Origin of the sequence: Leyella stercorea (assembly GCF_019052365.1) — a bacterium.
Taxonomy (GTDB): domain Bacteria; phylum Bacteroidota; class Bacteroidia; order Bacteroidales; family Bacteroidaceae; genus Prevotella.
On sequence record NZ_JAHQUY010000007.1, the window covers coordinates 1 to 23,615 of the forward strand.

25 protein-coding genes are annotated in these 23,615 nt (G+C 53.2%); 14 read left to right on the forward strand and 11 right to left on the reverse strand.

The features are described from left to right. Positions 1-202: 202 nt before the first annotated feature. A complete protein-coding gene (locus KTQ90_RS02215; RefSeq protein ID WP_217317067.1) occupies positions 203-691 on the forward strand; it encodes a DUF4494 domain-containing protein in 489 nt (162 codons plus the stop codon). A gap of 167 nt (positions 692-858) precedes the next feature. Continuing rightward, on the forward strand, positions 859-1,527 hold the full coding sequence (locus tag KTQ90_RS02220) for a YggS family pyridoxal phosphate-dependent enzyme (protein WP_217317068.1): 669 nt from the start codon (positions 859-861) through the stop codon (positions 1,525-1,527). Between the two features lie 206 nt (positions 1,528-1,733). Here the strand turns inward: KTQ90_RS02220 and KTQ90_RS02225 are convergent, their stop codons facing one another. Both KTQ90_RS02225 and KTQ90_RS02230 read right to left on the reverse strand, forming a co-directional pair. Next, entirely contained in the window at positions 1,734-2,534 is an 801-nt protein-coding gene (locus KTQ90_RS02225; protein WP_217317069.1) for an EFR1 family ferrodoxin, read from the reverse strand. A gap of 90 nt (positions 2,535-2,624) precedes the next feature. After that, on the reverse strand, positions 2,625-3,020 hold the full coding sequence (locus tag KTQ90_RS02230) for a DUF1573 domain-containing protein (RefSeq protein ID WP_022158096.1): 396 nt from the start codon (positions 3,018-3,020) through the stop codon (positions 2,625-2,627). A gap of 187 nt (positions 3,021-3,207) precedes the next feature. Here KTQ90_RS02230 and KTQ90_RS02235 point away from each other — a divergent pair, with 187 nt between their 5' ends. From KTQ90_RS02235 to KTQ90_RS02245, 3 genes are read left to right on the forward strand one after another with little or no spacing between them, the layout of a single operon-like run. After that, positions 3,208-3,549 (forward strand): hypothetical protein, encoded by a 342-nt coding sequence (locus KTQ90_RS02235; RefSeq protein WP_022158097.1) that lies wholly within the window; start codon positions 3,208-3,210, stop codon positions 3,547-3,549. Positions 3,550-3,587: 38 nt separating this feature from the next. After that, complete coding sequence (locus tag KTQ90_RS02240) at positions 3,588-5,687, forward strand: YgiQ family radical SAM protein (protein ID WP_217317070.1); 2,100 nt, start codon at positions 3,588-3,590, stop codon at positions 5,685-5,687. Positions 5,688-5,742: 55 nt separating this feature from the next. Then, entirely contained in the window at positions 5,743-6,609 is an 867-nt protein-coding gene (locus KTQ90_RS02245) for a FimB/Mfa2 family fimbrial subunit (RefSeq protein WP_217317071.1), read from the forward strand. Between the two features lie 83 nt (positions 6,610-6,692). On the opposite strand, the gene KTQ90_RS02250 is transcribed toward KTQ90_RS02245, so the two are convergent. The 5 genes from KTQ90_RS02250 to KTQ90_RS02270 form a co-directional block, all read right to left on the reverse strand. Beyond that, a complete protein-coding gene (locus KTQ90_RS02250; RefSeq protein ID WP_022158100.1) occupies positions 6,693-7,163 on the reverse strand; it encodes a hypothetical protein in 471 nt (156 codons plus the stop codon). Positions 7,164-7,216: 53 nt separating this feature from the next. Then, entirely contained in the window at positions 7,217-7,786 is a 570-nt protein-coding gene (gene ruvC / locus KTQ90_RS02255) for a crossover junction endodeoxyribonuclease RuvC (RefSeq protein ID WP_022158101.1), read from the reverse strand. Further along, the gene (locus KTQ90_RS02260) at positions 7,787-8,428 is read right to left on the reverse strand and encodes an MBL fold metallo-hydrolase (RefSeq protein ID WP_217317072.1); all 642 of its coding nucleotides are present in this window, start codon (positions 8,426-8,428) and stop codon (positions 7,787-7,789) included. It abuts the gene before it with no gap. Positions 8,429-8,542: 114 nt separating this feature from the next. Then, positions 8,543-9,166 carry a 16S rRNA (guanine(527)-N(7))-methyltransferase RsmG gene (gene rsmG / locus KTQ90_RS02265; protein WP_217317073.1) on the reverse strand — a complete coding sequence of 208 codons (624 nt, stop codon included), beginning with the start codon at positions 9,164-9,166 and terminating at the stop codon, positions 8,543-8,545. Positions 9,167-9,205: 39 nt separating this feature from the next. Further along, positions 9,206-9,442 (reverse strand): hypothetical protein, encoded by a 237-nt coding sequence (locus tag KTQ90_RS02270; protein WP_022158104.1) that lies wholly within the window; start codon positions 9,440-9,442, stop codon positions 9,206-9,208. A 182-nt stretch (positions 9,443-9,624) separates the two neighbouring features. On the opposite strand from KTQ90_RS02270, the gene KTQ90_RS02275 reads away from it, so the two are divergent. Next, positions 9,625-10,857 carry a porin gene (locus tag KTQ90_RS02275; protein WP_217317074.1) on the forward strand — a complete coding sequence of 411 codons (1,233 nt, stop codon included), beginning with the start codon at positions 9,625-9,627 and terminating at the stop codon, positions 10,855-10,857. 29 nt (positions 10,858-10,886) lie between these two features. On the opposite strand, the gene KTQ90_RS02280 is transcribed toward KTQ90_RS02275, so the two are convergent. Further along, entirely contained in the window at positions 10,887-13,598 is a 2,712-nt protein-coding gene (locus tag KTQ90_RS02280) for an ATP-dependent RNA helicase (protein WP_217317075.1), read from the reverse strand. A 233-nt stretch (positions 13,599-13,831) separates the two neighbouring features. Between KTQ90_RS02280 and KTQ90_RS02285 the strand changes: the two genes are divergently transcribed. The 7 genes from KTQ90_RS02285 (at position 13,832) to KTQ90_RS02315 (ending at position 19,365) form a co-directional block, all read left to right on the forward strand. Next, positions 13,832-14,452 carry an ATP-binding cassette domain-containing protein gene (locus KTQ90_RS02285; protein ID WP_217317076.1) on the forward strand — a complete coding sequence of 207 codons (621 nt, stop codon included), beginning with the start codon at positions 13,832-13,834 and terminating at the stop codon, positions 14,450-14,452. Between the two features lie 17 nt (positions 14,453-14,469). Then, positions 14,470-15,243: an ABC transporter permease gene (locus tag KTQ90_RS02290; RefSeq protein ID WP_217317077.1), complete on the forward strand. Its 774-nt coding sequence runs from the start codon at positions 14,470-14,472 to the stop codon at positions 15,241-15,243. Then, positions 15,244-15,993, forward strand: coding sequence for an HAD family hydrolase (locus KTQ90_RS02295; RefSeq protein WP_217317078.1), 750 nt, complete (start codon positions 15,244-15,246; stop codon positions 15,991-15,993). A gap of 198 nt (positions 15,994-16,191) precedes the next feature. Then, complete coding sequence (locus KTQ90_RS02300; protein WP_254359401.1) at positions 16,192-17,091, forward strand: DNA/RNA non-specific endonuclease; 900 nt, start codon at positions 16,192-16,194, stop codon at positions 17,089-17,091. An 18-nt stretch (positions 17,092-17,109) separates the two neighbouring features. Continuing rightward, a complete protein-coding gene (gene greA / locus KTQ90_RS02305) occupies positions 17,110-17,574 on the forward strand; it encodes a transcription elongation factor GreA (protein ID WP_022158042.1) in 465 nt (154 codons plus the stop codon). 139 nt (positions 17,575-17,713) lie between these two features. Next, positions 17,714-18,499: a Nif3-like dinuclear metal center hexameric protein gene (locus tag KTQ90_RS02310; RefSeq protein ID WP_022158043.1), complete on the forward strand. Its 786-nt coding sequence runs from the start codon at positions 17,714-17,716 to the stop codon at positions 18,497-18,499. A 14-nt stretch (positions 18,500-18,513) separates the two neighbouring features. Next, complete coding sequence (locus KTQ90_RS02315) at positions 18,514-19,365, forward strand: zinc ribbon domain-containing protein (RefSeq protein ID WP_217317079.1); 852 nt, start codon at positions 18,514-18,516, stop codon at positions 19,363-19,365. Between the two features lie 172 nt (positions 19,366-19,537). Here the strand turns inward: KTQ90_RS02315 and KTQ90_RS02320 are convergent, their stop codons facing one another. From KTQ90_RS02320 to KTQ90_RS02330, 3 genes are all read right to left on the reverse strand, one after another. Next, positions 19,538-20,062: a nitroreductase gene (locus KTQ90_RS02320; protein ID WP_217317080.1), complete on the reverse strand. Its 525-nt coding sequence runs from the start codon at positions 20,060-20,062 to the stop codon at positions 19,538-19,540. Positions 20,063-20,210: 148 nt separating this feature from the next. Then, on the reverse strand, positions 20,211-21,509 hold the full coding sequence (locus tag KTQ90_RS02325; protein WP_217317081.1) for an alpha/beta hydrolase: 1,299 nt from the start codon (positions 21,507-21,509) through the stop codon (positions 20,211-20,213). 55 nt (positions 21,510-21,564) lie between these two features. Beyond that, positions 21,565-22,593 (reverse strand): peptidase associated/transthyretin-like domain-containing protein, encoded by a 1,029-nt coding sequence (locus KTQ90_RS02330; protein ID WP_217317082.1) that lies wholly within the window; start codon positions 22,591-22,593, stop codon positions 21,565-21,567. Positions 22,594-22,923: 330 nt separating this feature from the next. Between KTQ90_RS02330 and KTQ90_RS02335 the strand changes: the two genes are divergently transcribed. Then, complete coding sequence (locus KTQ90_RS02335) at positions 22,924-23,526, forward strand: HU family DNA-binding protein (protein WP_217317083.1); 603 nt, start codon at positions 22,924-22,926, stop codon at positions 23,524-23,526. Positions 23,527-23,615: the final 89 nt, after the last annotated feature.

A 23,615-nucleotide genomic window follows, 5' to 3' on the forward strand; every position in this document is an offset into this window, starting at 1 on the left:
TGATTGTTCATGGCACAAAGGTATAAATTTTCTATAGAATCAAAAAGCTTTCCCCCTAGATATATCGGGTGAGCCCATCCTGCGGCTCCATTGTGATTAAAAATTATTATTTATCAGGCGTGTTTATTCCGTATCTCAGAATTAATTATTACTTTTGCCGTCCGTAATTAAAGTGATTGAAAACAATAAACGTAAAAGAATAATGAGATCAAGAACAGCAAACTGGTTTGAAACCACAGTACGCTACGAGCGTCAGACAGAGGATGGACAGAAGAAGGTAAGTGAGTTGTATGTAGTAGACGCTTTGACTTTTGGCGAGGCTGAAGAGACTATCACCAAGGAGATGGAGCCGTTCGCTACGGGCGAATTTGAGGTGAAGGCTATCAGTCCGGCTGCTTATGGCGAGATTTTCTTCAGCGACTCTGAAACCGACGACCACTGGTACAAGGCTAAGCTTTCGTTCATCATTATCGACGAGAAGACTGGCAAGGAGAAGCGTTCGGCTGTTAACTTCCTCGTGCAGGCTGCTAACTTCAACGCAGCAGTGAAGAATATCGAGGACTCAATGGACAAGACAGCCATCGACTATGTAATTGTCAACATCTCTGAGACAAAAATCATGGACGTGTTTGAGCACAACGCGCCCGTTAAGAAGGAAGAGAAGAACGACAAGCCCGAGTTTGAAGGCTAAAGCATAGCGAACTATAGGAGCCTACGGCATTTCTGCTGTAGGCATCGCAACAAACAGTAGAGCTTACGACATTCCTTCGTTAACATCGCAAGTATGCAATGGCTACGGCAAGAAAGCCGTAGCCTCCTACGTTAAATACTAACAATCAACAAATAACTCCGTAAGGTATGAGCATTGCAAACAGACTTCGTGAGGTGACGGACAGCCTCCCTCAAGGCGTACGACTTGTGGCTGTCAGTAAGTTTCATCCTGCCGAATACGTAAAGGAAGCGTACGACGCCGGACAGCGCGTGTTCGGCGAGAGTCGCGAGCAGGAACTGTCGCGCAAGGTGGAGGTGCTGCCGAAGGACATTGAGTGGCATTTCATCGGACATCTGCAGACCAACAAGGTGAAGTATATAGCGCCGTACATCTCGATGATCGACGCTGTAGACTCGCTGAAGCTGCTGCGCGAGATAAACAAGCAGGCTGCTGCGCACGGACGCACTATAAAGGTGTTGCTCGAGCTGCACATTGCCGAGGAGGAGACCAAGTACGGACTGTCGCTCGATGCGTGTCGCGAACTGCTTGAGGGCGGCGAATGGCGCGAGCTGCATAACGTGCAGATATGCGGACTGATGATGATGGCGTCGCACGTAGACGACGAGAGCCTCATACGCAAGGAGTTCATGCTTGCAGCCGACTTCTTCGACGAGGTGAAGGCGCGCTACTTTGCCGACGACGACGCTTTCTGCGAGCGTTCGTGGGGAATGAGTCACGACTATCACATCGCTGCCGAGTGTCGCTCTACGATGGTGCGCGTAGGCACGTATATCTTCGGAGAAAGAGAATATTGATTTGTAGGCGAACGGCGAACGCCGTCTGATAATAGTGGCGGAGGTCTCCGGCCTCCGCAGCAAGCAATAACACATGTGATTATAACGATTAATGTGTTGAATTGACTGCTGCGGAGGCCGGAGACCTCCGCCACTTTTTTATTATAGATAAGTCTTTTTACTTTTAAACGCCCTTTTTACCTTTTTACTTTTTTACTCTTTTATTTTTAAACGCTCTTTTTTACTTTTTCAAAGTAGTATTGTCCTTTTCCCTTTGTTCTTCCGCCGTATTCTATAGCTCTTGTGGGGCAGTGGTGGTAGCAGGCGAAGCACGAGAGGCACTTGCCGTTGTGCAGCCATACCGGGTGTTTGTTCTCGTCCATAGCCATGTCGCCCACTGGGCAGTTACGCGTGCAGAGTCCGCAGCCGATGCAGCGGTTGGGGTCAACGCGGAACGGCGTGTCTTTGATAATCCAGCGTATGAACACATCGCCGATGAGGCGGCTGTTGATGCGCGGCCAGTTGCCGATGAGGATGTCGCGCACGCCGTGGCGTCGCTGGCGTATGTCTTCGATGAAGCGTGAGAGTTTCTCGTCGGCTTCGCGCTTCTTCTTCGCCTCCTTCTCGGGTTTGTCTACGTCCATGAACGGCAGTCCGACGTACGACTCGGGCATGATGAGCGATATTGCGCTGTGCACGGTGATGCCCACCGCCGCCAGGTCTTTCTCCAGAATGTCTACAGCCTCGCCCACGTTGTCGCCCGCCGTACACACCACGTAGCAGAAGCGGTCGGCCTGATTGAGGCGCAGTCGGCTTACGAACTCCTTCACTATCAATGGCGGTCGCCATCCGTGTACGGGGAAGAAGAAGCCTATCGGTTCGTCGTCTTTCAGTTCGTAGCAGAACGTGCTACCGCCGTCGGAGTGCTTCAGCGTTGCAGCTATGTCGATGAGTTGGTCGCCGAGCGCTTCGGCTGTCTTGCTTGCAGCCCACTTCGTGTTGCCGGTTCCTGAGAAATAGAATATCATAAGTGTACGTGTTTAAATGAAAAAGGGTGGGGAGCAGAACGTCTTTTTGTTTCTCTCCCCACCCAGTATAGGTTTATAATGCTTGTATGTTTATTTCTTGTTCTCGCTCATCACGCCCTCGATGTAGAGGCGTGTCAGCTCTGTTACGCCGTTGGTGCGCACGGTGATAGTCTTCTTGAAGTGGCCGGGGAACGCTCCGGTGCCGTTGTATGTCACCTTTATCTCGCCCTTCTCGCCCGGCTTGATAGGAGCCTTGGTGTACGAAGGAATGGTGCATCCGCAGCTTGCCACAGCCTGGTTGATGATGAGCGGCGCTGTACCTACGTTGGTGAAGGTGAACACGCACTTCTGTGTAGGCTGGCTCTCAGAGAATGTGCCGAAGTTGTGAATCATCTTGTCGAACTTGATCGAAGCCTGATTCTGCTGAGCCATAGCGAAGCATACGCTTGCCATGAGCATTACTGACATTATCAAAAATTTCTTCATAATCGTATTATATTATGTTGCAAAAGTAATAAAACTATTATATGTGGAGGTATATCGGACGCTTTTTTTTACATAAATTAAGCCTCTTTAGGCTATATCGTATATTCATTCGATAAAAAAACGAATTGTTTTGGTTATGTCAGCCGTTTTAATTAATTTTGTAATAATAACCAAAAAACGAATTGCCATGTATAAAATTCAAGCAAACGCCTCAGGCACAAGAAGTGTGGAGATTAGTGATAACCATCTCGAGACAATAAGAAAGTATTCGCTGCTCGACGCATTGGTAGACAGTAACGGATTCGTAGACGAGCCTGTGCTCGACAAACTGAAGTTCCACGTGCGCTCGCTCTTGGAGAACGCCGTTGAGAACGACAAGAATCTGCTCGACCTCTGCCTCGACGTGATTTACAACAACAATATGAAGGCTCTCGGACTGCAGAACCTCATTGCGCTCTACCGCGAGTGGGCTGCGGCTCACGCAGAGGAAGAAGCAGAAGGAGAAGCTCCGGCGGAGAACGCACAGTAATCTCCCTGCGGGCTATTTAATAACGAAAACAATATACAATGAAAGAATACAGGCTCACCGACTGGCTGCCTACTACAAAGAAAGAAATCGAACTGCGTGGATGGGATTCCGTCGACGTCATTCTCTTTTCTGCCGACGCCTACGTGGATCATCCCTCGTTTGGCGCCGCAGTGATTGGTCGTACACTTGAGGCCGCGGGCTACACCGTGGCTATCGTTCCGCAACCCGACTGGCACGGCGACTTCCGCGACTTCAAGAAGCTGGGTTGCCCCAATCTGTTCTTCGGAATAGCGCCGGGATGCATGGACTCGATGGTGAACAAATACACAGCCGGCAAGCGCCTGCGCTCCGAAGACGCGTACAGTCCGGACGGTCGTCACGACTGCCGCCCGGAGTATCCTACCATTGTATATACTAAGATTCTGAAGCAGCTTTTCCCCGACGTGCCCGTCGTGCTCGGCGGCATCGAGGCGTCGTTGCGCCGCCTGACGCACTACGACTACTGGAAGGACTCGCTGCAGAAGTGCATACTCTGCGACTCGGGCGCCGATATGATAATCTACGGAATGGGCGAGAAACCTATCGTTGAGCTCTGTCGCAACCTCGCCGAAGGCTTGCCAATCAGCGCCGTTCACGACATTCCGCAGACTGTTTATCTCTGCCGCGAGGACGAGGTTCCTAACGGCATTGGCGCCGACGACATAGTGCTGCACAGTCACGAGGAGTGCTTGCGCAACAAGAAGGCGCAGGCAGAAAACTTCCGACATATCGAGGAGGAGTCGAACAAGATGCACGCGCAGCGACTGCTGCAGGCTGTCGACAACAAGTACGCCGTTGTCAATCCGCCTTATCCGCCTATGACATCCGAAGAGCTCGACCGCTCGTTCGACCTGCCTTACACCCGACTGCCGCATCCTAAGTATAAGGGCAAGCGCATACCGGCTTACGAGATGATAAAGTTCTCGGTCAATCTGCATCGCGGATGCTTCGGCGGTTGCGCTTTCTGCACAATCTCTGCGCATCAGGGCAAGTTCATTGCGTGCCGATCGAAGCGCAGCATCGTGGAGGAGGTGAAGAAGGTGATAGAGATGCCCGACTTCAAGGGCTACCTCTCCGACCTCGGCGGTCCGTCGGCTAACATGTACGGCATGCACGGCAACAACCCGAAAGCCTGCGCCGTCTGCAAGCGCCCGTCGTGCATCCATCCGCAGGTGTGCCCCAACCTCAACACCGACCACTCTAAGCTGCTCGAGATCTATCACGCCGTCGACGCTCTGCCCGGCATCAAGAAGAGCTTCATCGGCAGCGGTGTGCGCTACGACCTGCTGCTCCATCGCAGCAAGGACGAGGCTATCAACGCCGTAGCACGCCAGTACACACGCGAACTAATCACCAAGCACGTGAGCGGACGCCTCAAGGTGGCGCCAGAGCATACGTCAGATGCGGTACTCAAGCTCATGCGCAAGCCGTCGTTCAAGCTCTTCGGCGAGTTCAAGTGCATCTTCGACCGCATCAACCGTGAGGAGCATCTCAACCAGCAGATAATTCCTTACTTCATCAGCTCGCACCCTGGCTGCCGTGAGGAGGATATGGCCGAACTTGCGGTGCTCACAAAGCAACTCGACTTCCATCTGGAGCAGGTTCAGGACTTCACGCCTACGCCTATGACCGTCAGCACCGAGACTTGGTATACGGGTTACGACCCTTATACTCTGGAACCGGTGTTCAGCGCCAAGACTCCGCGCGAGAAACTCGCACAGCGCCAGTTCTTCTTCTGGTATAAACCCGAGGAGCGCCGAGCTATCGAGCAGGAACTGCGCCGCATCGGCAGGGCAGACCTCATTCAGAAACTCTACGCCGGTGTGCCAGCACCTAATCATGGCCGCAACTTCGGCAACAACCGACGCCCCGAGTTCGAACACCGCGACAATAGAGATGAGTTCAACTCACGCGAACCTCGCAAGGGCCGCAACGCTCGCGAGGGTCGCGATGCTCGTGACGGATATAACGGAAGAGACGCTCGTTCTGGTAACAACAGAGACGTTCGCAACGGCTATAATGCTCGCGACAATCGCAGCAATCCTAACAGTCGCGACAACAAGAAGGGCGGCTATAAGGGAAGAAAGCCCAAGTGGTAACGACAAAGATAGTTACCACTTGCAGCCTTGATACAAACCTTTTAAACTACAACCTATGAATATAAAGAATGTTTTGGTGCGGTTCTTCATCGCAGCCGTAATGCTTGTCGGAGCTTCTTGCGAAAAGCCGTTTGCAGAAGACGGCGAAGAGACAGAAGATGTTGTGGTTGACAACAAGAACGATAAGGACAATAAGGGCGACAAGGCGAAGACCGTCACCGTACGCTTCAATGTTCTCGGCGTAGAGTCGGCAAGTGCAGGGTCTACGGCGCTGAGAGATGTGTGCAAGCGCCTGAGCTTTTCGGTGTTCGATGCCGACGGTGAGCGCTGCAACTACCGCACCATTACGCAACTCAGTACCGACAAAGACTTCGGAAAAGTGGCGCTGGCAGTGCCCAAAGGTACGTATTCTTTCGTGTTCGTAGCCGAGAACGGCAAAGATGCGCCTACCATCTCCAAGCTGAACACCGTGACGTTCAAGAAGAACAAGCTTACTGATACCTATTGCTTTTACGACCAGTACGACGTAAACGGCAACTGTACGTACGACATAACGCTGCGGCGTGTCGTAGCAAAGCTGCGTGTAGCCATCAACGACGCCACACCTCAGGAAATAGACTCGCTCCAGTTCTTCTACACAGGTGGCAGCAGTACGCTCGATCCGTCCACCGGCGGCGGCAATGTAAACTCGCGTCAGACCGAAGTATGCAGCGTTGAGCCCGCAGCATACAAAGGCAAGTCGGTTTACGAACTCTATACCTTTCCACACGCCGACGGCAAACCACTCACATTGAAGATTGCTGCAAAGTCGGGCGAAAGAACAATGTACGCGCGTACAATAAATAATATAATGGTGGAAAGAGATAACACTACAGAATGTCAGCTACGTCTGTTCGGAGAAAGTCCTGAAGGCGGACGTTGACGTATAATAAAACAAAAAGGGTGTATCAAAACTGCAAACTTAGAGTTTTGATACACCCTTAATATATTCGGGATGTCCGAGCATTACTTGCCCGTAACCTCAGCCAAAGCTTTCGGCCAGTCTGTGTCGAGTGAGAACTGGGTTATGTAGTTCTCGTTGTCAACATAGCTGTATATCACTTCTTTATCAACATCGTTGAAGAGCGAGTTGTTGATTGTGGCTGTACGGAACTTTGCCTTCAGCATCTCCTTATCTTTATCCTTCTTTATCTCGCTAAGACGACTCACGAAGAGGTTCACGAACTCGATCATAGCGTTTGTCTGCACGCCAAGTTCGTACTCGCTGAAGCGTTCTTCCTGACTGCCCTTTGTGATAAGATAGAAGATGGCGTCGTATTTGAAGGTAGCAACCTTGCGTGCTTCCAGATCTTTTGAGGTGTCGTTAGCGAAAGCTTTCACCTCTTTCTCGATTCTCTTCACTTCGTTGTATATCTCCTGAGCCGAAGCGCCCACCGACATACATACGAGAGCCAATATTAAAAACAGTTTCTTCATACTTGCTTTCTGTTTATTTATATAAAACGTGTATTTTATTATAGATAACGTGCTTAATGACCGATGCGGCTCACCTTGTCCTGGTTTTTGTTGATGAAGTCTTTCCATCCGCTATAGTGCGTGTCGCTTACGGGATTGCCCTGCTGCATGAAGTGGCAGTAGGCTACGCCCAAGGCGTCTGTAGCATCCATCAGTTTCGGCATCTCTTCGGTGTCAATGCGCAGCAGGCGCTGCAACATCGCCGCCACCTGCTCCTTCGAAGCCTGACCCTGTCCGGTTATCGCCATCTTTATCTTCATCGGTGCGTACTCGTGTACGGGTACGCTGTGGCCCACGGCAGCCGCGATAGCCACGCCCTGCGAACGTCCGAGCTTAAGCATCGACTGCACGTTCTTGCCGAAGAACGGAGCCTCGATAGCCATCTCGTCGGGCAGGAAACGGTCGATAATGGCAGTCACCTGCTGGTGAATCTTGCCCAGACGCAAGTACGGGTCGTGGTCTTTGCGCATGTCTATCACGCCCATGTGCAGCATTTCGGCTTTGTTGCCCACTGCTCGCAGCACGCCGTATCCCATCACGTTCGTGCCAGGGTCGATGCCGAGAATTATCTTTTCTGCCTTCATTTATCGGTCCAAGTACGGATTATGCGCCAACTCGTATCCCATTGTTGTCTTCGGTCCGTGACCGGGCAGCAATGTGATGTCGTCGGGGAACTGCACGAACATGCGCAGACTCTGTATAATCATCAGCATACTGCCGCCTTCGAAGTCGGTTCTGCCGATAGAACCGCGGAAGAGAGTGTCGCCGGTGAAGGCCACGCGCTCGTCCTTGATGTAGAGCACCACGCTGCCCATCGAGTGTCCCGGTGTTTCGATCACCTCGATGTCGTGCGAACCGAACCTGAGGTGAGCACCAGCTGTGAACGGCTTGATGTCCGAAGCGATAGGCTCTGTGAGAGCTATACCGAAGAACGCAGCCTGCTTGTCGGCAGCGCGAACGTAAGCCTCGTCAGACGCGTCGAGCTCCAGCGGCAATCCGTATGTGCTGGTGATGAAAGCGTCACCGAAGTTATGGTCGAGGTGACCATGCGTAGCGATAAGATGCACGGGGCGCAGTTCGTTCTCGTTGATATATTTCTCTATGGCGAGCTTCTCTGCCTCGGTGTATGCACCGCAGTCGATAATCACGCACTCCTTTGTCTCGTCGCTTACAACATAGCAGTTTTCCTGCAGCATGTTGCATGTGAATGTTTCTATATTGAGCATTGTTTCTTTTCTTTTTTGGGGGATAAGCCTCTTTATGCCTTTCTAAGCCTTTTCTAAGCCTCTTTAGGCCTTTGTAGACCTTTCTACTCTTTTACTTTTTTACTTTTTTACTTTTTAAAGCGGTAAGTAAATAAGATACTTCTCCTTGAACCACTCCTCCTTGAACATGTCGTGAATCTCGGTGAGGCTCACGATGTTCTTGAACGGCTTTGTCTCAGCCTGCAGGTCGCCGCCCTTAAGGCAGATTAGTCCGTTAGGCAGCGCGTTGTGCTGGTTCTTGCGGTTCACGTTCTTCTTTATTATCTTCACGAGGTCGGGCAGAGGCATCACAGCGCGACTCACCACAAAGTCGTACTGCGCCTTCTCCTCTTCGCCCGAAAGCTGTTCAGCCACCACGTTCTTCAGTCCGATAGCCTGCGCCACCTCGTTCACCACGCGAATCTTTTTGCCCGTGCGGTCGATGAGCTTGAACTGGCAATCGGGGAACATAATGGCGAGCGGAATGCCAGGGAAGCCGCCGCCCGTGCCGAGGTCGAGCACCTTAGTGCCTTCGCGGAAGCGAATCTCGTGAGCGATGGCGAGCGAGTGGAGCACGTGATGCTCGTAGAAGTTGTCCATATCCTTGCGCGAGATGACGTTAATCTTGCTGTTCCAGTCCTCGTAGAGCGCCTTCAATGCAGCGAACTGCTCGCGCTGAGTGTCGCTCAGATTGGGGAAGTATTTCAGTATCAGTTCCATTTTCCTATAGTTCGTTGTATGTTTTTTGTTGTTTTCTGTTTAGTGCATTACGCATCCCGAAGGTTTTTCGCGGTCTTCAGCCTTTACGGCGCCAGCGTGCTGCTGACTGAACTCACGGTTGATGTCAGCCAGTTCGCGTCTGCCGAAGATATAGTCGTCGTACATATCGTCCATGTCGATGCCTTCGCAGTCGCAGTTGCCGAATCCGCCGAGCGCTTCCTTTACAATCTGCATGCGCTCGTCTACGGTAGTGTCCTCTATAAGTAAGCTTTTCATATTCTGTATTAATGCAATTTATATTGTTTTTAAGAGTGTAAAATTACAGAAAAAATCTGAAACGAGCGATTGTTTTTGGCAAAAGAAATGTTATTCAATATTTTTTTGTACTTTTGTAATACATTTCAATAAAGCAACAATTTATTTAACAACTCATCTTTATCATTTCATAATAGCCTAATATGTTTAGCGTAAGAACAAAAAAACGGTTTTTGCTTGCAATAACTTCACTTTTCTTTTCGGTGGGCGCTTCAGCTCAAGGTAACAACACGCTTATGGGCGGCAACGACGCGGGCTTCGAGTCGATAGCCGAGCGCATCACTAAGCTCGAGAAACGTCACGACGCCTTCAATATCTACGTCAACTTCGCCGGCTCGGTGAAGTCGGAGCACGACAGCCGTACCGACCAGTGGGAGTCGCGATTTGCCAACCGCCAGCTGCGTCTCGAGTTCAAAGGCACCATCAACGACAAGCTCTTCTATCGTCTGCGCCACTGTCTTAACAAGTCGGCAAAGGGACAGAGCTTTGACAACTTCGCCGAGGCTACCGACATCATGATGGTGGGCTACAACATCAACGACAAAGTCACCGTTGCCGGCGGCAAACTGGCGCAGCTGTGGGGCGGATACGAGTTCGACGAGAACCCGATATACGTCTACGAATACTCGGACATCGTGAGCCATATGGGTGACTTCATGACTGGTGTGATGGTGAGCTATCGTCCCGTGTCAAACCACGAGTTCGCCTTCGAGATGAGCAACACATACCAAAAGAAGTTCTCCGACATATACGGCGCGTCGCCATACGTCTTTGAAGGCATCTCGCAGAAGCAGTTGAAGAAGTCGAGCGCACCGTTCTGTTATATCCTCAACTGGAACGGATCGATGTTCGGCGGAAAGCTCAACACGCGCTGGTCGTGCGGCTTGCAGTCGCTTGCAAAGGGCAAGCTGAGCCGCATGGTGACGCTCGGTCAGCAGCTCAACCTGCCAAAGTTCCAGTGCTACCTCGACTATATGGGCGCGTTCGACCAGCTCGACATGCTTGGCATCGCCACGTCCGAACTGATGCCCGCAATAGTCGACGACGACGAATCTGGCTCAACGTTCCACTTCGGCAAGGTGAAGTATCACACGCTCACCGCAAAGACCGACTGGCAGTTTGCGCCCTCCTGGAACCTTCAGCTGAAGGGTATGTACGGCACAACCTCTGTGAGCGAATACGAGCATCTGCACAACTATCGTCGCAGCTATGGTTATGTGGGCAGTCTGGAGTATTTCCCCGTGAAGAAGCAGGACTTCCGCCTGTTCCTCTCGTACGCAGGTCGCAAGTACGACTACACACGCCGCTGCGGACTCACCGATTATAATACAGACCGTGTGGAGCTTGGCGTGATATACCGCATCAAGGCGTACTAAAACTCTTTTTATGTTATTATTTTAGCTGTTCATTTTCTTTTCACGCCTCTCACAGCCTCTGCCTCCAGCGGGTTTTCGGGCCAGTAGTGCTTCGGGTATCTGCGTCTCAGCTCCTTGCGCACCTCGAAGTATGTGCCTTGCCAGAAACTGGCGAGGTCTTGCGTCAGCTGCACTGGCTTGAAGCCCGGCGAGAGAAGTTCCATAAGAAGCGGTTGCCTGCCGTCGTCGACACACGGCGTGCGCTCCATGCCGAAACACTCTTGCAGACGCACGCTCAGCACCGGCGCTTCGGCACCCGAACGGTAGTCGATGTGTATGTGCGAACCCGTCGGCACCTCGATGTGTGTCGGCGCCAACCGATCTACCTCCAGCTGCGCCTCGTACGGCAGAAAGTTCCATATTATATCTGCAAGGTTCAGCTTTCTCAGTTCCTGCACACTCGTCTTCACGCGTCCGCCTTCTTCGAGATAGAACGGCAGCCAGTCGGCGGCGGTGCTCAGCAAGTGTTCTGTCGACACGTCGGGCAACGCCATTTCGGGATGCCACGCCGCCACCTGCGCCACACGCCGCTGCACCTGCTCCACGGCTTTCTCACTCCACGCCATCATCGTCAGTCCGTCTTTTTTCATCGCCTCGCACACTATGCCCTTCAAGCGCTCCTTGTCGGCGTCGTGTATCGGTTTCTGGCTGAGCATGAGCTTGCCTATACGCTGCTCGCGCTGCATCACCACGCAGCCCTGCTTCGTGTCCCATGCGATGTTGTCCACCTCCTTTACGAACTCTTTTTCGAGATCATCGGGGGCTATCGGTGCGGCGAGAAACACTCTGCCCGTTGTGCCAGGCGCACTGTAGAGCGACGCTATGGCAAGCCACGAGTGAGCCGACTGCTGGTCGGCAGCGTCCAGCTGCACGTTTGCGCCACTCGCAAGTCTATAGCCGCCGATGCTGTTCGTGCTGTGCGCAATGCGCTCAGGATAGGCGTAAGCCACAAGCAGTCCTACCTCCATCGGCGCCGGGTCGCGGTTATCTTCGTCGGTGTGCGCCATGCGACGATACCCGGCTGCAATTTTCGCTATACGCTGCCATTTGCCCAGCTGCTTCTTGCGGCGTGCGGCACGCAGAGCGGAGAGGCGCAGCGTGAGGTCGGTGCCGCCGCTCTCGGATAGCGGGTCTTTCTCTTCGAGCAGAGCCGCAATGTCGCAAGCCAAAGAGGTGTTGTTGTGGTGAGATGTTGAGGTGGTGAGGTGTTGTTGGTGCACTTCTTGCTCTGGCAAGCGGCAAAAGCCGAGCGGAGACAAGTGCACCCCCTGAGGTGTTGAGGTGGTGAGATTGGTTGTTGCGAGAATCATTCTTGCGATACGCGGATGGCAGGGTAGTGTAGCCATTCGCTTTCCGATAGACGTTATATTGCCGTTCTCGTCGATGGCGCCGAGCGCAGTGAGTAGCTCTTTCGCCTTGAACACACCGGCACGCGGTGGCATGGTGAGCCACGGAAGGGCTTCAGCGTTGCTCTCGCCGAAGGCAGCCGTGTCGAGCACCATCGGCGCAAGGTCGGCTTCTTCAATCTCTGGTTTGCGTTGTTCAGCCATAAGATGCTCCGACGCTTTCGTCCAAAGACGATAGCACACGCCTTCAGCCACACGACCTGCACGTCCCATGCGCTGCGTAGCCATGTCCATGCTGATGCGCACGGTCTCAAGATGACTCAGTCCGGTGCGTGCGTCGAACACTACTTGTCGGCACAGTCCTGCGTCTATCACCACGCGCACGCCCTCAATCGTGATTGATGTCTCGGCGATGGGCGTTGCTATCACAATCTTGCGCTCGCCGGGTGCAGACGGGGCGATGGCGCGGCGCTGATCTTCAGGCGAGAGGTTGCCGTAGAGGGGGTGTATGGTGAGGTGTTGAGATGTTGAGGTGTTGATGGGTTGAGATGGTGAGGTGTTGAGGTGTTGATGGGTTGAGGTGTTGATGGGTTGAGATGGTGATGCGGTGAGGTGTTGAGACTTGCTGAGCAGTTCAAAGCAGCGTTCAATCTCTGCCTGTCCTGGTAGAAACACAAGAATGTCGCCTTCATATTTCTTGTACGCCTCGATGGTTGTTGAGGCTGCTGCGGCAGCAATGTCGTGCGGATCGGTGTCCTCGTCGGCATAATGCAGTTCTACGGGAAACATGCGGCCCTCGCTCTCTATGAGCGGAGCCTGCAATGCCGCACATATATTGCTGGCGTCGATTGTTGCCGACATGATAACAACCTTCAGGTCGGGGCGTATTATCTGCTGCGCCTGACGGGTCAGCGCAAGGGCAAGGTCGGAGTTGATGCTGCGCTCGTGAAACTCGTCGAAGATAACTACGCTCACGCCGTCGAGCGTTGCGTCGTCTACAATCATGCGCGTCAGAATGCCTTCAGTCAGCACTTCGATGCGTGTACGTTTCGACACCCGACTCTCGAACCTGACTCTGTATCCTACGGTTTCGCCCACCTGCTCGCCAAGCATCTGCGCCATGCGCTCCGCAATCTGTCGCGCAGCCAGTCGGCGTGGCTCGAGCATTAGTATCTTCTCGCCTTCGCCGAGCGAGGAGAGAATAGTCAATGGCAGCAATGTCGACTTGCCGGCGCCTGGAGGAGCCGTCACTACGAGCGAACTGTTGGTATGCAGGGCTTCGTTCACGCCGACCGCAATCTGCGACGCAGGCAGCAAAGCCCACTGGCGGGTTATATCTTGTGTGGAAAAACTCATTGTTACTTGATTTGTATAATGTTAAAACCGGTTCTCTTTAATGTTAAAACCAGTTCTTTATCTTATTAAGCTCGGTTCTCTCTACTGAAAAACCTGTCGGTTAATCAGCTGCAAAATTAACTCTTCATTTTGACAACCACAAACTAATGCCGTTTTTTTAGGCTATTCGCTTTCTGTTTACAATTGTTTTCTGTACTTTTGTACCTCGTATAAACTCAGAAAGCGAAACAACAATGATATTTGAATTTAAGGATGCTACGGCTACAAATGGTGGCGAAACCCTCTTCAGCGGCGTTTCGTTCGTGGCTCGTCCGGGCGATGCGGTTGCCGTCACGGGCGATGCTGTGGCTCGGAAGGCTCTGCTGTTTGCCATGCTCGGCTTGCGACCGCTTAAGTCGGGTTGGGTGAGCATCGACGGTGAGCCGGTTACAGCCGTCACCGGCAATTACTTCCGCCAGTTCATAGCCTATCAGCCCGACACGCTCGACTTCGAAGGGCTCACCGTGCAGGAGGTGTCGAAGAGTCAGTTCGCCATTAAAGCCAACGCCGACTACGCTTATTCGGCGAAGGCTGTCGCTGCCGAGCTTTCGGCTCTCGGTGTAGACGCCGATTGTATGCAGAAAGGCTTCGACGAGATGGATGAAGCTGTGGCTCAGCGTGCGTCGCTCGTGCTTGTCGGCATGTTCGAACGCCAGTTGCTGTTGCTTGATAATCCTACGTCGCATCAGGACGAGGCTGGCTGTCAGCTCGTAGCCGGATATATCAAGCAGAAACGGTCGGAGGGCGTAGCCTTGATTGTGGCTACAGCCGACGAGAACCTGCTTGCGGTGTGCAACAAAAGAGTTAACTTGTAAACGAAACATTTATAGCTATGGTAAATCTTTGGATAGCATTGGCACTCGGTGTCATTTTCATAATAATACCCGTCGTAGTGATGGGCACTTTAGGCGTCAATATGTTCGGCAAGATGCTGAAAGGCTTCTTCTCTATGGCGCTGAAAGTGGGTGTCATAGCCTTGTTTGTCTATTGGCTTGTGCAGTGGGACAGCTTCGTGTTCGACGTTCTGTTCGTCATCGCTATGCTCTTCTACTCGGCTATTGAGGTAAAGGTGAGGGCACGTCTGCGCTCTACGTCTTATGTCATCCCGGTTCTGGCTGGTCTCTTCGCCGGCACAATGCTCACCGGTGCTGGCTTGCTGCTCGTCAACATCACGTCGCTGGCGGCTCTTAGCGCGCGTTTCGTGCTGCCCGTGTTCGCCATTCTGCTTACCGGCACAGCCGATGTGTTGGCTCGCTCTATGTCGATGTACTACGCCGGACTGCGCCATCACAACCAGTTCTACTATTATATGCTCGGCAACGGCGCCACGCATCATGAGGCACTGAGTTATCTCACACGCCGTGCTGTGCAGCAGGCTGCCGCATGCGGCATAAGCGCTTTGGTCGGCGGCACATCCGTAGGCGCCGGAGCGGCAATGATGTGGGCAATGATTATGGGCGGTTCGACGGTTGTCGACGCTGTAGTGCTCTTTGTGCTACTCTTGCTCGGCGTGTTCTGCTCGTCAATAGTGGCTACTGTGGTGGCTGTAAAGGTGGCGCGTCGCTATTCGCTCGATGCTTACGGACGAATGAAAAACACCAAATAAATGCTGAACAATACTGATTGCTGTACCTCGCACGACAAGTTGCGAGGCATACGCGCTATTGCGTTTGATGCCGACGACACGCTTTGGGAGTTGCAGAACCATTTCGAGGCTGTTGAGCACGAATACTGCCGACTGCTTGCTCCGTGGGGCTGTAGCGACGAGGTGTCGGCGGCGCTCTTCGCTACTGAGACGGCTAACATGGCAGACATGGGCTACGGCTGCAAGGCTTTCACTATCTCGCTTGTAGAGAATGCGGTGCGGGTGAGTCATGGTGCTGTTACGGGCGACATCATCGGACGCATAGTGGAACTTGGAAAGAGTCTGCTTCACCTCGATGCCACACCGCTTGAGGGCGTAGAAGAGACGCTGCGCTATCTGCACGACCTGACCGACGCACATGGCGCACGCCGATACCGGCTGGCTGTGTTCACCAAAGGCGAACTGCTCGACCAGGAGAACAAGTTGCGCCGTTCGGGGCTTGCGCCTTTCTTCGATGTGGTGAGCATCGTGAGCGACAAGACCAAGGAGGCTTATCACCATCTGTGCTCCGACCTTGAGGTGACGCCAACCCAACTGCTTATGGTTGGCAACAGCTTCCGTAGCGACATCGCCCCTGCGTTGCAGATTGGCGCCTACGCCGTGCATGTTCCGTTCCGCACCATCTGGGCGCACGAAAAGACGGAGGAATATGAGCATGAGCGGCTGTGGAGAATAAATAGTTTGAAGGAAATGCTGAGTTTTGAATTTTGAGTTTTGAGTTTTGAATTTTGAATTGTCGGCTACGCCGATTAAGAATTATTCAATTAGGAGTTTTGAATTTGCAACTCTCAACTCTCAATTCTCAATTCAAAATGCGCGCAGCGCATAATTCAAAACTCAAAATTCAAAATTCACAACTCATCAATTCAAAATGCGCGCAGCGCATAATTCAAAACTCAAAACTCAAAAATGAAAAAAATACGAACAATACTTGTTGCGTGCTGTCTTCTGTCAATGTTCTGCTCTTGCGGCGAAGTGGCAAAGCGCATGGACGCAAAGCTTGCCGAGAGCAAAGCGGCTATCGGCATAGTTGAGAACACAGAAACCGACGGAGTGGACGAGAGTAGTCTCGCTTCCGGCGGCAAGAAGTCGGCGGCAACCGCTGTTGCTGGCGGCGAATACACAGACTTGGAGATTCCGGCGCGCCTGACGTCGGTGCCCGAACAGATACTGCGCCGCATGGGCTACACCGTGTCGTATAACAGCAATCGTCGCGTGCCAAATTGGGTGGCGTGGTGCCTCACGCCGAAGCGTCTTACGGGCAGCAGCAAGCGCAGCGACGCCAAGTTTCATGAGGACACAGACGTGCCCGAGCCGCGTGCTGTAGACTTCGACTATGTGCGCTCTGGCTACGACCGCGGTCATATGTGCCCGGCTGGCGACAACAAGTGGAGCGCACTGGCTATGGGCGAGTCGTTCCTCTTCACGAACGTCTGTCCGCAGGCGCCGCAGCTCAACCGTGGCGACTGGAACGAGATGGAGCAGGCGTGCCGCAAGTGGGCTAAGCAGGAGGGCGCATTGTATATCGTGTGCGGTCCGATATTCTACAAGAACAGCAAGAAGACTATCGGCAAGAACCGCGTCTCCGTGCCAGATGCCTTCTTCAAGGTGGTGCTCTGCATGACGGGCGAACCGAAGGCTATCGGCTTTATATATAAGAACGGTGACGGCAACCGACCGAAGGGCGACTATGCCAACTCGGTTGACGAGGTGGAGCGCATCACGGGCATCGATTTCTTCCCTGCGCTGCCCGACGAGATTGAAGACAAAGTGGAGGCAACGTGCAATCCCGACGACTGGAATATTTGATAAAACTCAAAACTTATAATGGAATATATGTCACAAGAGGGCTACGACAAGCTTGTAGCCGAACTGAGAGAACTTGAACTCGTAGAACTGCCGCGTGTGCGCGACGCCATTGCTGAGGCACGTGACAAGGGCGACCTTAGCGAGAACTTCGAATACCATGCTGCCAAGCGCGAGCAGGGCAGACTGTTAGGACAGATACGCTTCAAGCAGAAGGTGCTTGAGAATGCACGCGTCATCGACCGCTCGCGTCTGCAAGCCGATCGTGTCGGACTGCTCAGCCGCATAGAACTGACGAACATCGCCAACAACCGCAGCATGAAGTATATGGTGGTGAACCCGCATGAGGCGAACCTCACCGAGGGCAAGATTTCCATCAAGTCGCCAATAGCCCAGGCGCTGCTCAACAAGCAGGCTGGCGACGTTGTGGAAGTGCGCGTGCCTGCCGGACTCGTCAAACTGCGCATCGAAAGCGTCGAGTTGTAACTGTAGAATGCCGTAGCCTCCTACGTTTGTCGTTAAAATATTCTAATTAAGAGGCTGCAGAGCTATTGCTTTGCCAAAAAAGTAGTAACTTTGTACCTCTAAATAGAAATTCTATCGACATACATAAAGGCTGAATAGCGTGAAAATAAAGGAAGTAATTGAAGCCCTTGAACGTTTCGCGCCTCTGCCCTTGCAGGAAAGCTGGGATAATGCTGGCCTGCAAGTTGGATTGACAGAGGCGGAAGTATCAGGGGCATTATTGTGTCTGGACGTTACTGAACGTATCGTCGACGAGGCTGCCCAAAAGGGCTGCAACCTCATCGTGTCGCACCATCCGCTCATCTTCCGCAAGCTGTCGCGCCTCACCGGTGAGGACTATGTGCAGCGTTGCGTGATGAAGGCTCTTGCGCAGGGCATCGTCATCCTCTCGCTCCATACCAACATGGACAATGCGAAGGGCGGCGTCAACTACAAGATTGCCGAGAAGATGGGGCTTGAGGACGTGCACTTTATGAGTGCGAAGCAGATGGACGGCGTTGAGTACGGTTCGGGCGTTGTGGGCAGTTTCGCCGAACCGCTTGCCGCCGACGACTTCGTCATCATGCTCAAGCGCGTGTTCGGTGTAGAGTGTGTGCAGACCAACGAGCTGCTGCGCCGCCCGATACGCACGGTTGCCATCTGCGGCGGTTCGGGATCGTTCCTTCTCGACGACGCCGTGAGCGCCGGCATCGACGCCTTCGTGACGGGCGAGATGCACTACCACGAGTATTTCGGGCGCGAGCAGCAGATACAGATAGCGGTGATAGGCCACTATCAGAGCGAGCAGTTCACGAGCGAGATATTCCGCGAGATAATAGAAAACAGTTGTGAGGGCGTGAAGTGTTTCATCGCCGACACATGTACCAATCCGATAATGTATTTTTAAAAATATCAAAGACTATGGCAAAAAAGGAATCAGAAATTTCAGTAGAGGAAAGACTGAAGACCCTCTACCAGCTTCAGACCACTCTCTCGGCTATCGACGAGAAGCGCGCATTGCGCGGTGAGTTGCCTCTTGAGGTGCAGGACCTTGAAGACGAGATTGCAGGCTTGAAGACACGTGTGGAGCACATCGAGGGCGACATCGCAGACTTCCAGCAGGCTGTCGCTCAGAAGCAGGGCGAGATAGCAGAGGCTGAGGAGAGCGTAGAGCGCTACAAGAAGCAGCTCGACGAGGTGCGCAACAACCGCGAGTACGACACGCTGACAAAGGAAATCGAGTTCCAGAGCCTCGAAATAGAGCTTTGCAACAAGAAGATTAAGGAGGCTAACGTGAAGGTTGAGGACAAGAAGCGCGAGCTGGCTCACACCAACGACCTCATCGCCGACCGCCAGCAGGCTCTTGCCGAGAAGCGCAACGAGCTTGAGGAGATCATGCAGGAGACTCGTGAGGAGGAGGAAGTGCTGAAGGCTAAGGCTGCTGACCTGGAGACAAAGATTGAGCCGCGTCTGCTCTCAAGCTTCCTGCGCATCCGCAAGAACGCACGCAACGGTCTCGGCATCGTCTACGTGCAGCGCGACGCTTGCGGTGGCTGCTTCAACAAGATTCCGCCACAGCGTCAGCTCGACATCAAGATGCACAAGAAGATTATCGTGTGCGAATACTGCGGTCGTATCATGATCGACCCTGAACTGGCTGGCGTTAAGACCGCTACTCCTGAGGCTGCTGAAGAGAAGCCGAAGCGTAAGCGCGCCACAACTCGCAAGACTGCTTCTAAGAAGTCGGAGGAGTCGGAGACAAAGCTCAGCTAATTGGTTTAGCAAGTTATTGCTAAACAGTTGAGAGTTGAGAGTTGAGAGTTGAGAGTTATGATTACCTTTGATTGATGCAGTTTTAGGCATCGAACGTTAACAATAAAGCAAATCATAACTCTCAACTCTCAATTTTCAACTCTCAATTAAAAAATAACTCTCGGTTATTTTTTTATTTTACCCAAATCGTATAATCATCCTTTCTTGGTTTCGCTTCGGCGGGTTCTTTCAGCGCATAGCCTAAGGCTACGTGTCCGATGCCCTCGTAGTCGCCCTCGATGCCCCATGAGGCGAGCAGCAGCTTGCCCTCTACGGAGTCGAATATCTCGTGAGCACGGTGAATCCAGCAGCTGCCTAATCCTACGGCGTGCGCTGCGTTCATCAGGTTGCCCATCACGAGCGTTCCGTCGTATATATACGTCGGTCGCGAGCGGTCGGCGAGCACAAGTATTATCACGGGTGCGCCGTAGAACGGGTCCGATTCTACGCCCATCACTTTGGCGTTGAGCTGCGAAAGCTTGTCGCGCACCGCCTTGTTAGTCACTACCACCATTCGTGGCGACTGCATTCCTCTGCCCGTCGGGGCATACTCGCCGGCGCGAACCACCTCTTTGATGAGTTCGTCGGACGGCATTCGTTCGGGGTCGAAACCGCGCACGCTGCGGCGGGTTTCAAGTACATTTAGTGTTTCGTTCATATTGTTTTTAGTTGAGAGTTTTTAGTTGAGAGTTGAGAGTTATGATTACCTATAATTGATGCTGTCTTAGGTATCGAACATTAACAATAAAGCAAATCATCGCTCGGCTTTGCCGCTTGCTTAAGCAAGAACTCTCAACTCTCAATTCTCAATTCTTAATTCGATTAATCCATTCAGTTATTATGCCCAGCACCTCCGGCGCCATCGTTTCCTCAATCTGCTGATACTCCATGACGATGCCCGTCTGGCAATGCTGGAAGAGATGGTTCACGCCCTCCACCTTCTTGATGTCATGGCGGCAGTTGCTGAGTCCCTTCTCAAGTGTTGTGAGGTTCTGCGTGCAATCTACCTGCGTGTCCTTCGTGCCATTGAGTGCAAGCACCGGGCACTTTATCTTCGGCAGAAGCGCCGCAGGGTTGAGCGTCAGAAAATGGCGCATGTAGGGCGAGTTGCCCTGCTGCAGCGTCTTCTTGAACACCGGCTTCATCTCCGCCGGCACATCAGCATCGCTAATCTCCTCTACGGTCTTACCCTCAGCCAGAGCGTCGAGCGCCTGGGCGATAGGCTTGCAGTAGGTCTCCACAACGTCGGGCGTCATTCCAGTCTCCTGCAGCACGAGTCGGTTCTGCTGCAGAAGGGTCTCTCTGCCCGATGCCGCCATACCGGCGAGCGACACGATGAAGTCCGCCTTACCCTCGGCTGCGAGCATCAGAGCGATAGTGCCACCCTCGCTGTGTCCGACGATGCCCACACGGCGGAAGCGTTGGCGCAGCAGTTGTAGTGCAGCAGCCGCGTCCTGCTTGAAGTCGTCGGTGGTGAAACGGCTGAAGTCGGTGCTCTTGTCGCCCCATCCGCGGTCGTCGTAGCGCAGCGAGGCGATGCCGTTACGCGCTAAAGCGTCAGCAATCACGGCGAACGGTCGGTGTCCGAACAACTCCTCGTCGCGGTTCTGCTGTCCGCTGCCCGTCACGAGGAGCACTACGGGCGTATCGTTTGTGCAGTTGGCAGGCGTGCAGAGCGTACCGCCGAAGCGGAAGCCGGCGTTCTCGAAGCTCACCTCCTCCTGCTTGTACGGGAAGGGAGCCACCGGCGTTTGCGGTCTGCGCACCTCCTGCGCTCCGCGTTTCAGCGTGAGCGGCAGCTGCAGTGCGCCCTGCGCGAACGTGCCGTTGATGCAGTCGCCCTCCATCTTGCCCTCAAACGTAGCGCCAATCATCGCCACCGTCACCTTTATCGTGCCGTCCTCCGCCACGCTCTTCTGCGCCGGGATGTCCTTTGCGCCCTGTGCCGGCGAGTCGAGCGTGCAGCCGTCAGCCGAGAAGTTGAATACCAGTGGCAGCTTCGTGCCCATCACGTTGAGGTCGCCGCTCCATGCGCCCTGCTGTGCGCAGGCTGTGGAGCAACAGATAGAGAGCAGCGCAGCTGCCAAGGTCTTTGTTATTCTCATGAGTAGGTCGGTTTTATTTGTATACTATATTGTTACTTTTAATTATATATCACGTCTACATCTCCCAAAAGCTCTTCTTTAGCAGGTCTTTTGTCTCCACAGCCACGTCGTATGGTATAGCCGGCAGACAGTCGGGCAGGGCGAACTGGTCGGTTTCGCTGTGGTCCTTCATCTCCTCCTTCGCCTCCTCCTTGGTCATGGTCTTTACGTCTGTCGTCACGAAGTCGTTGATTTCCTCCGTAGCAATGGGCGCCTTTGTTGGTAGTGGGCGGTAGTCGTAATTGTACACGTGTCGGTAGGAGAGCAGAGAACTCCACGAGTTCTTGGGACTTGAGAACGTCCAGTCTAACAGCTGCGTCTTCACGTTCAACAGCAGACTGGACGGTCGGTTGTATTTCGTGCCGTCGATGATGAAGCGGTAGACCCCCTCACGGTGAGAGTTGAGGTATATGATTGCGCTGTCGGCAGATGTCCCCCTATAGTGCGACTTGTAGAAGGTGGAGTCGCCACTTGTGCCACTCACCGAGTCGCATTTTATGAAGCGGATGCGCGAGATGTCGAACGAGCGCGCCTCTCCCAGTATGGCGACGTTGAAGTTGATGAGTCGGCGCAGCGTAGGCAGTTCGTACTGTCGGCAAGCACGCACGCGTCGCTTAGCCTTGCCCGTCTTTATGTTTATGTAGAAGTCGGCGAGTCCCTCACGGTATAGAATCGTCTTGCCGTTGTTGCGGCAGATGTCCCTGAAGGCACCGCTCAGCTTCACATATTCTGCTTTGCCCACCGCCACTTCCGGCAGCGTGTATGCCTTCGGCTTCATGCAGACCGTGCCCTTCTCTTTCGCTGCGTCAACCGTCAGCGGTTCGTAGGCGAGGTTGCTGATCGTCACCATACCTTCCTGCTGCTTCACATTTCCGTCGGCATCGCTTATACATAGCAGCGTGCCCTTGCTGCTGAAGACGTACGCTCCGCTTACCGGCTTGCCGTCCTGCTCGTCTACGATTCTGAACTGCGCCTTCAGTTGGCTTGCTCCGGCGAACAACTGTATGAGGATGAACGCCATCATCGCGATTCTGTTGTGTTTCATAGCTTGTATATTATTGATGCAAAGATACAGATTATCCCTAAAACCCCTGCATTCCTGTTTGTAAAAGTTTGGTGAAAATATACTAAAAGCGCAGTACGAGTCGTGCTGTACACGTTGTTCAGCGACCGTACAGCGACCGCCACCCGATCGGATTCCGTCCGCCGTCCGATCGGATTCCGTTCGCCGCCCAATCAGATTCCGTTCGGAGCACGATGACTTCTGCTGCACTTTTTCTCGACAAACACTTGCAATCGCTTGCGCAATGTTATAACTTTGTGCGCAGAAACACAAACAACAATATTATTAATAATCTAAACGAAAAACACAACTATGAGTATCAAGTACGAAATTCACGGCATCAAGAATGCCAAGGGCGAGGGAAAGGAACAGAAGTATGTACATCTCTTTGCGCGCGAACCGCAGTCGGACCGTGCACTCGAGGATGACATCCAGGCAAGTTGCTCGCTCACGAAAGCCGACGTGCGTGCGGCGTTCAGCGCCCTGCGCGACCACATGGTGCGTGCGCTTGCCAGCGGCTCACGCTTCCATCTCCCCGGCGTAGGCTACTTCTCGCTCTCCGTCGGTCTCGACGCTCCCGACGACCTGCCCTCCGACAAGATGCGCGCCGACTATATCCGTCTGCGCAACATCCGCTTCCGCCCCGAACGTTCGTTGCTCGGCGAGGTAGGCAGCGGCGTCAGCTTCGAGCGTGCCGGCTTCTCCTCACGTTCGCACCAGTACACGGAGGAGCAGATCTTCTCGCTCCTCCGCCAATATTTCGCCACCCACACCTGCCTCACCCGCCGCGACCTGCAGCGCGTGGCAGACTTGCGCGATAGTGCCGCAAAGAAATGGCTGCGGCGTCTCACCGCCACCGGCGTGCTGCAGCGAGACGGCGCAAGCAATGCGCCGGTGTATTTGTGGAGAGAGTGATAGGACGCAATTGTAATTAATTGCAGAAATTTTATTAGGTTTCAGCAGAAATAACAAGAATGTTTTGTATCTTTGTTCGATAATATGAT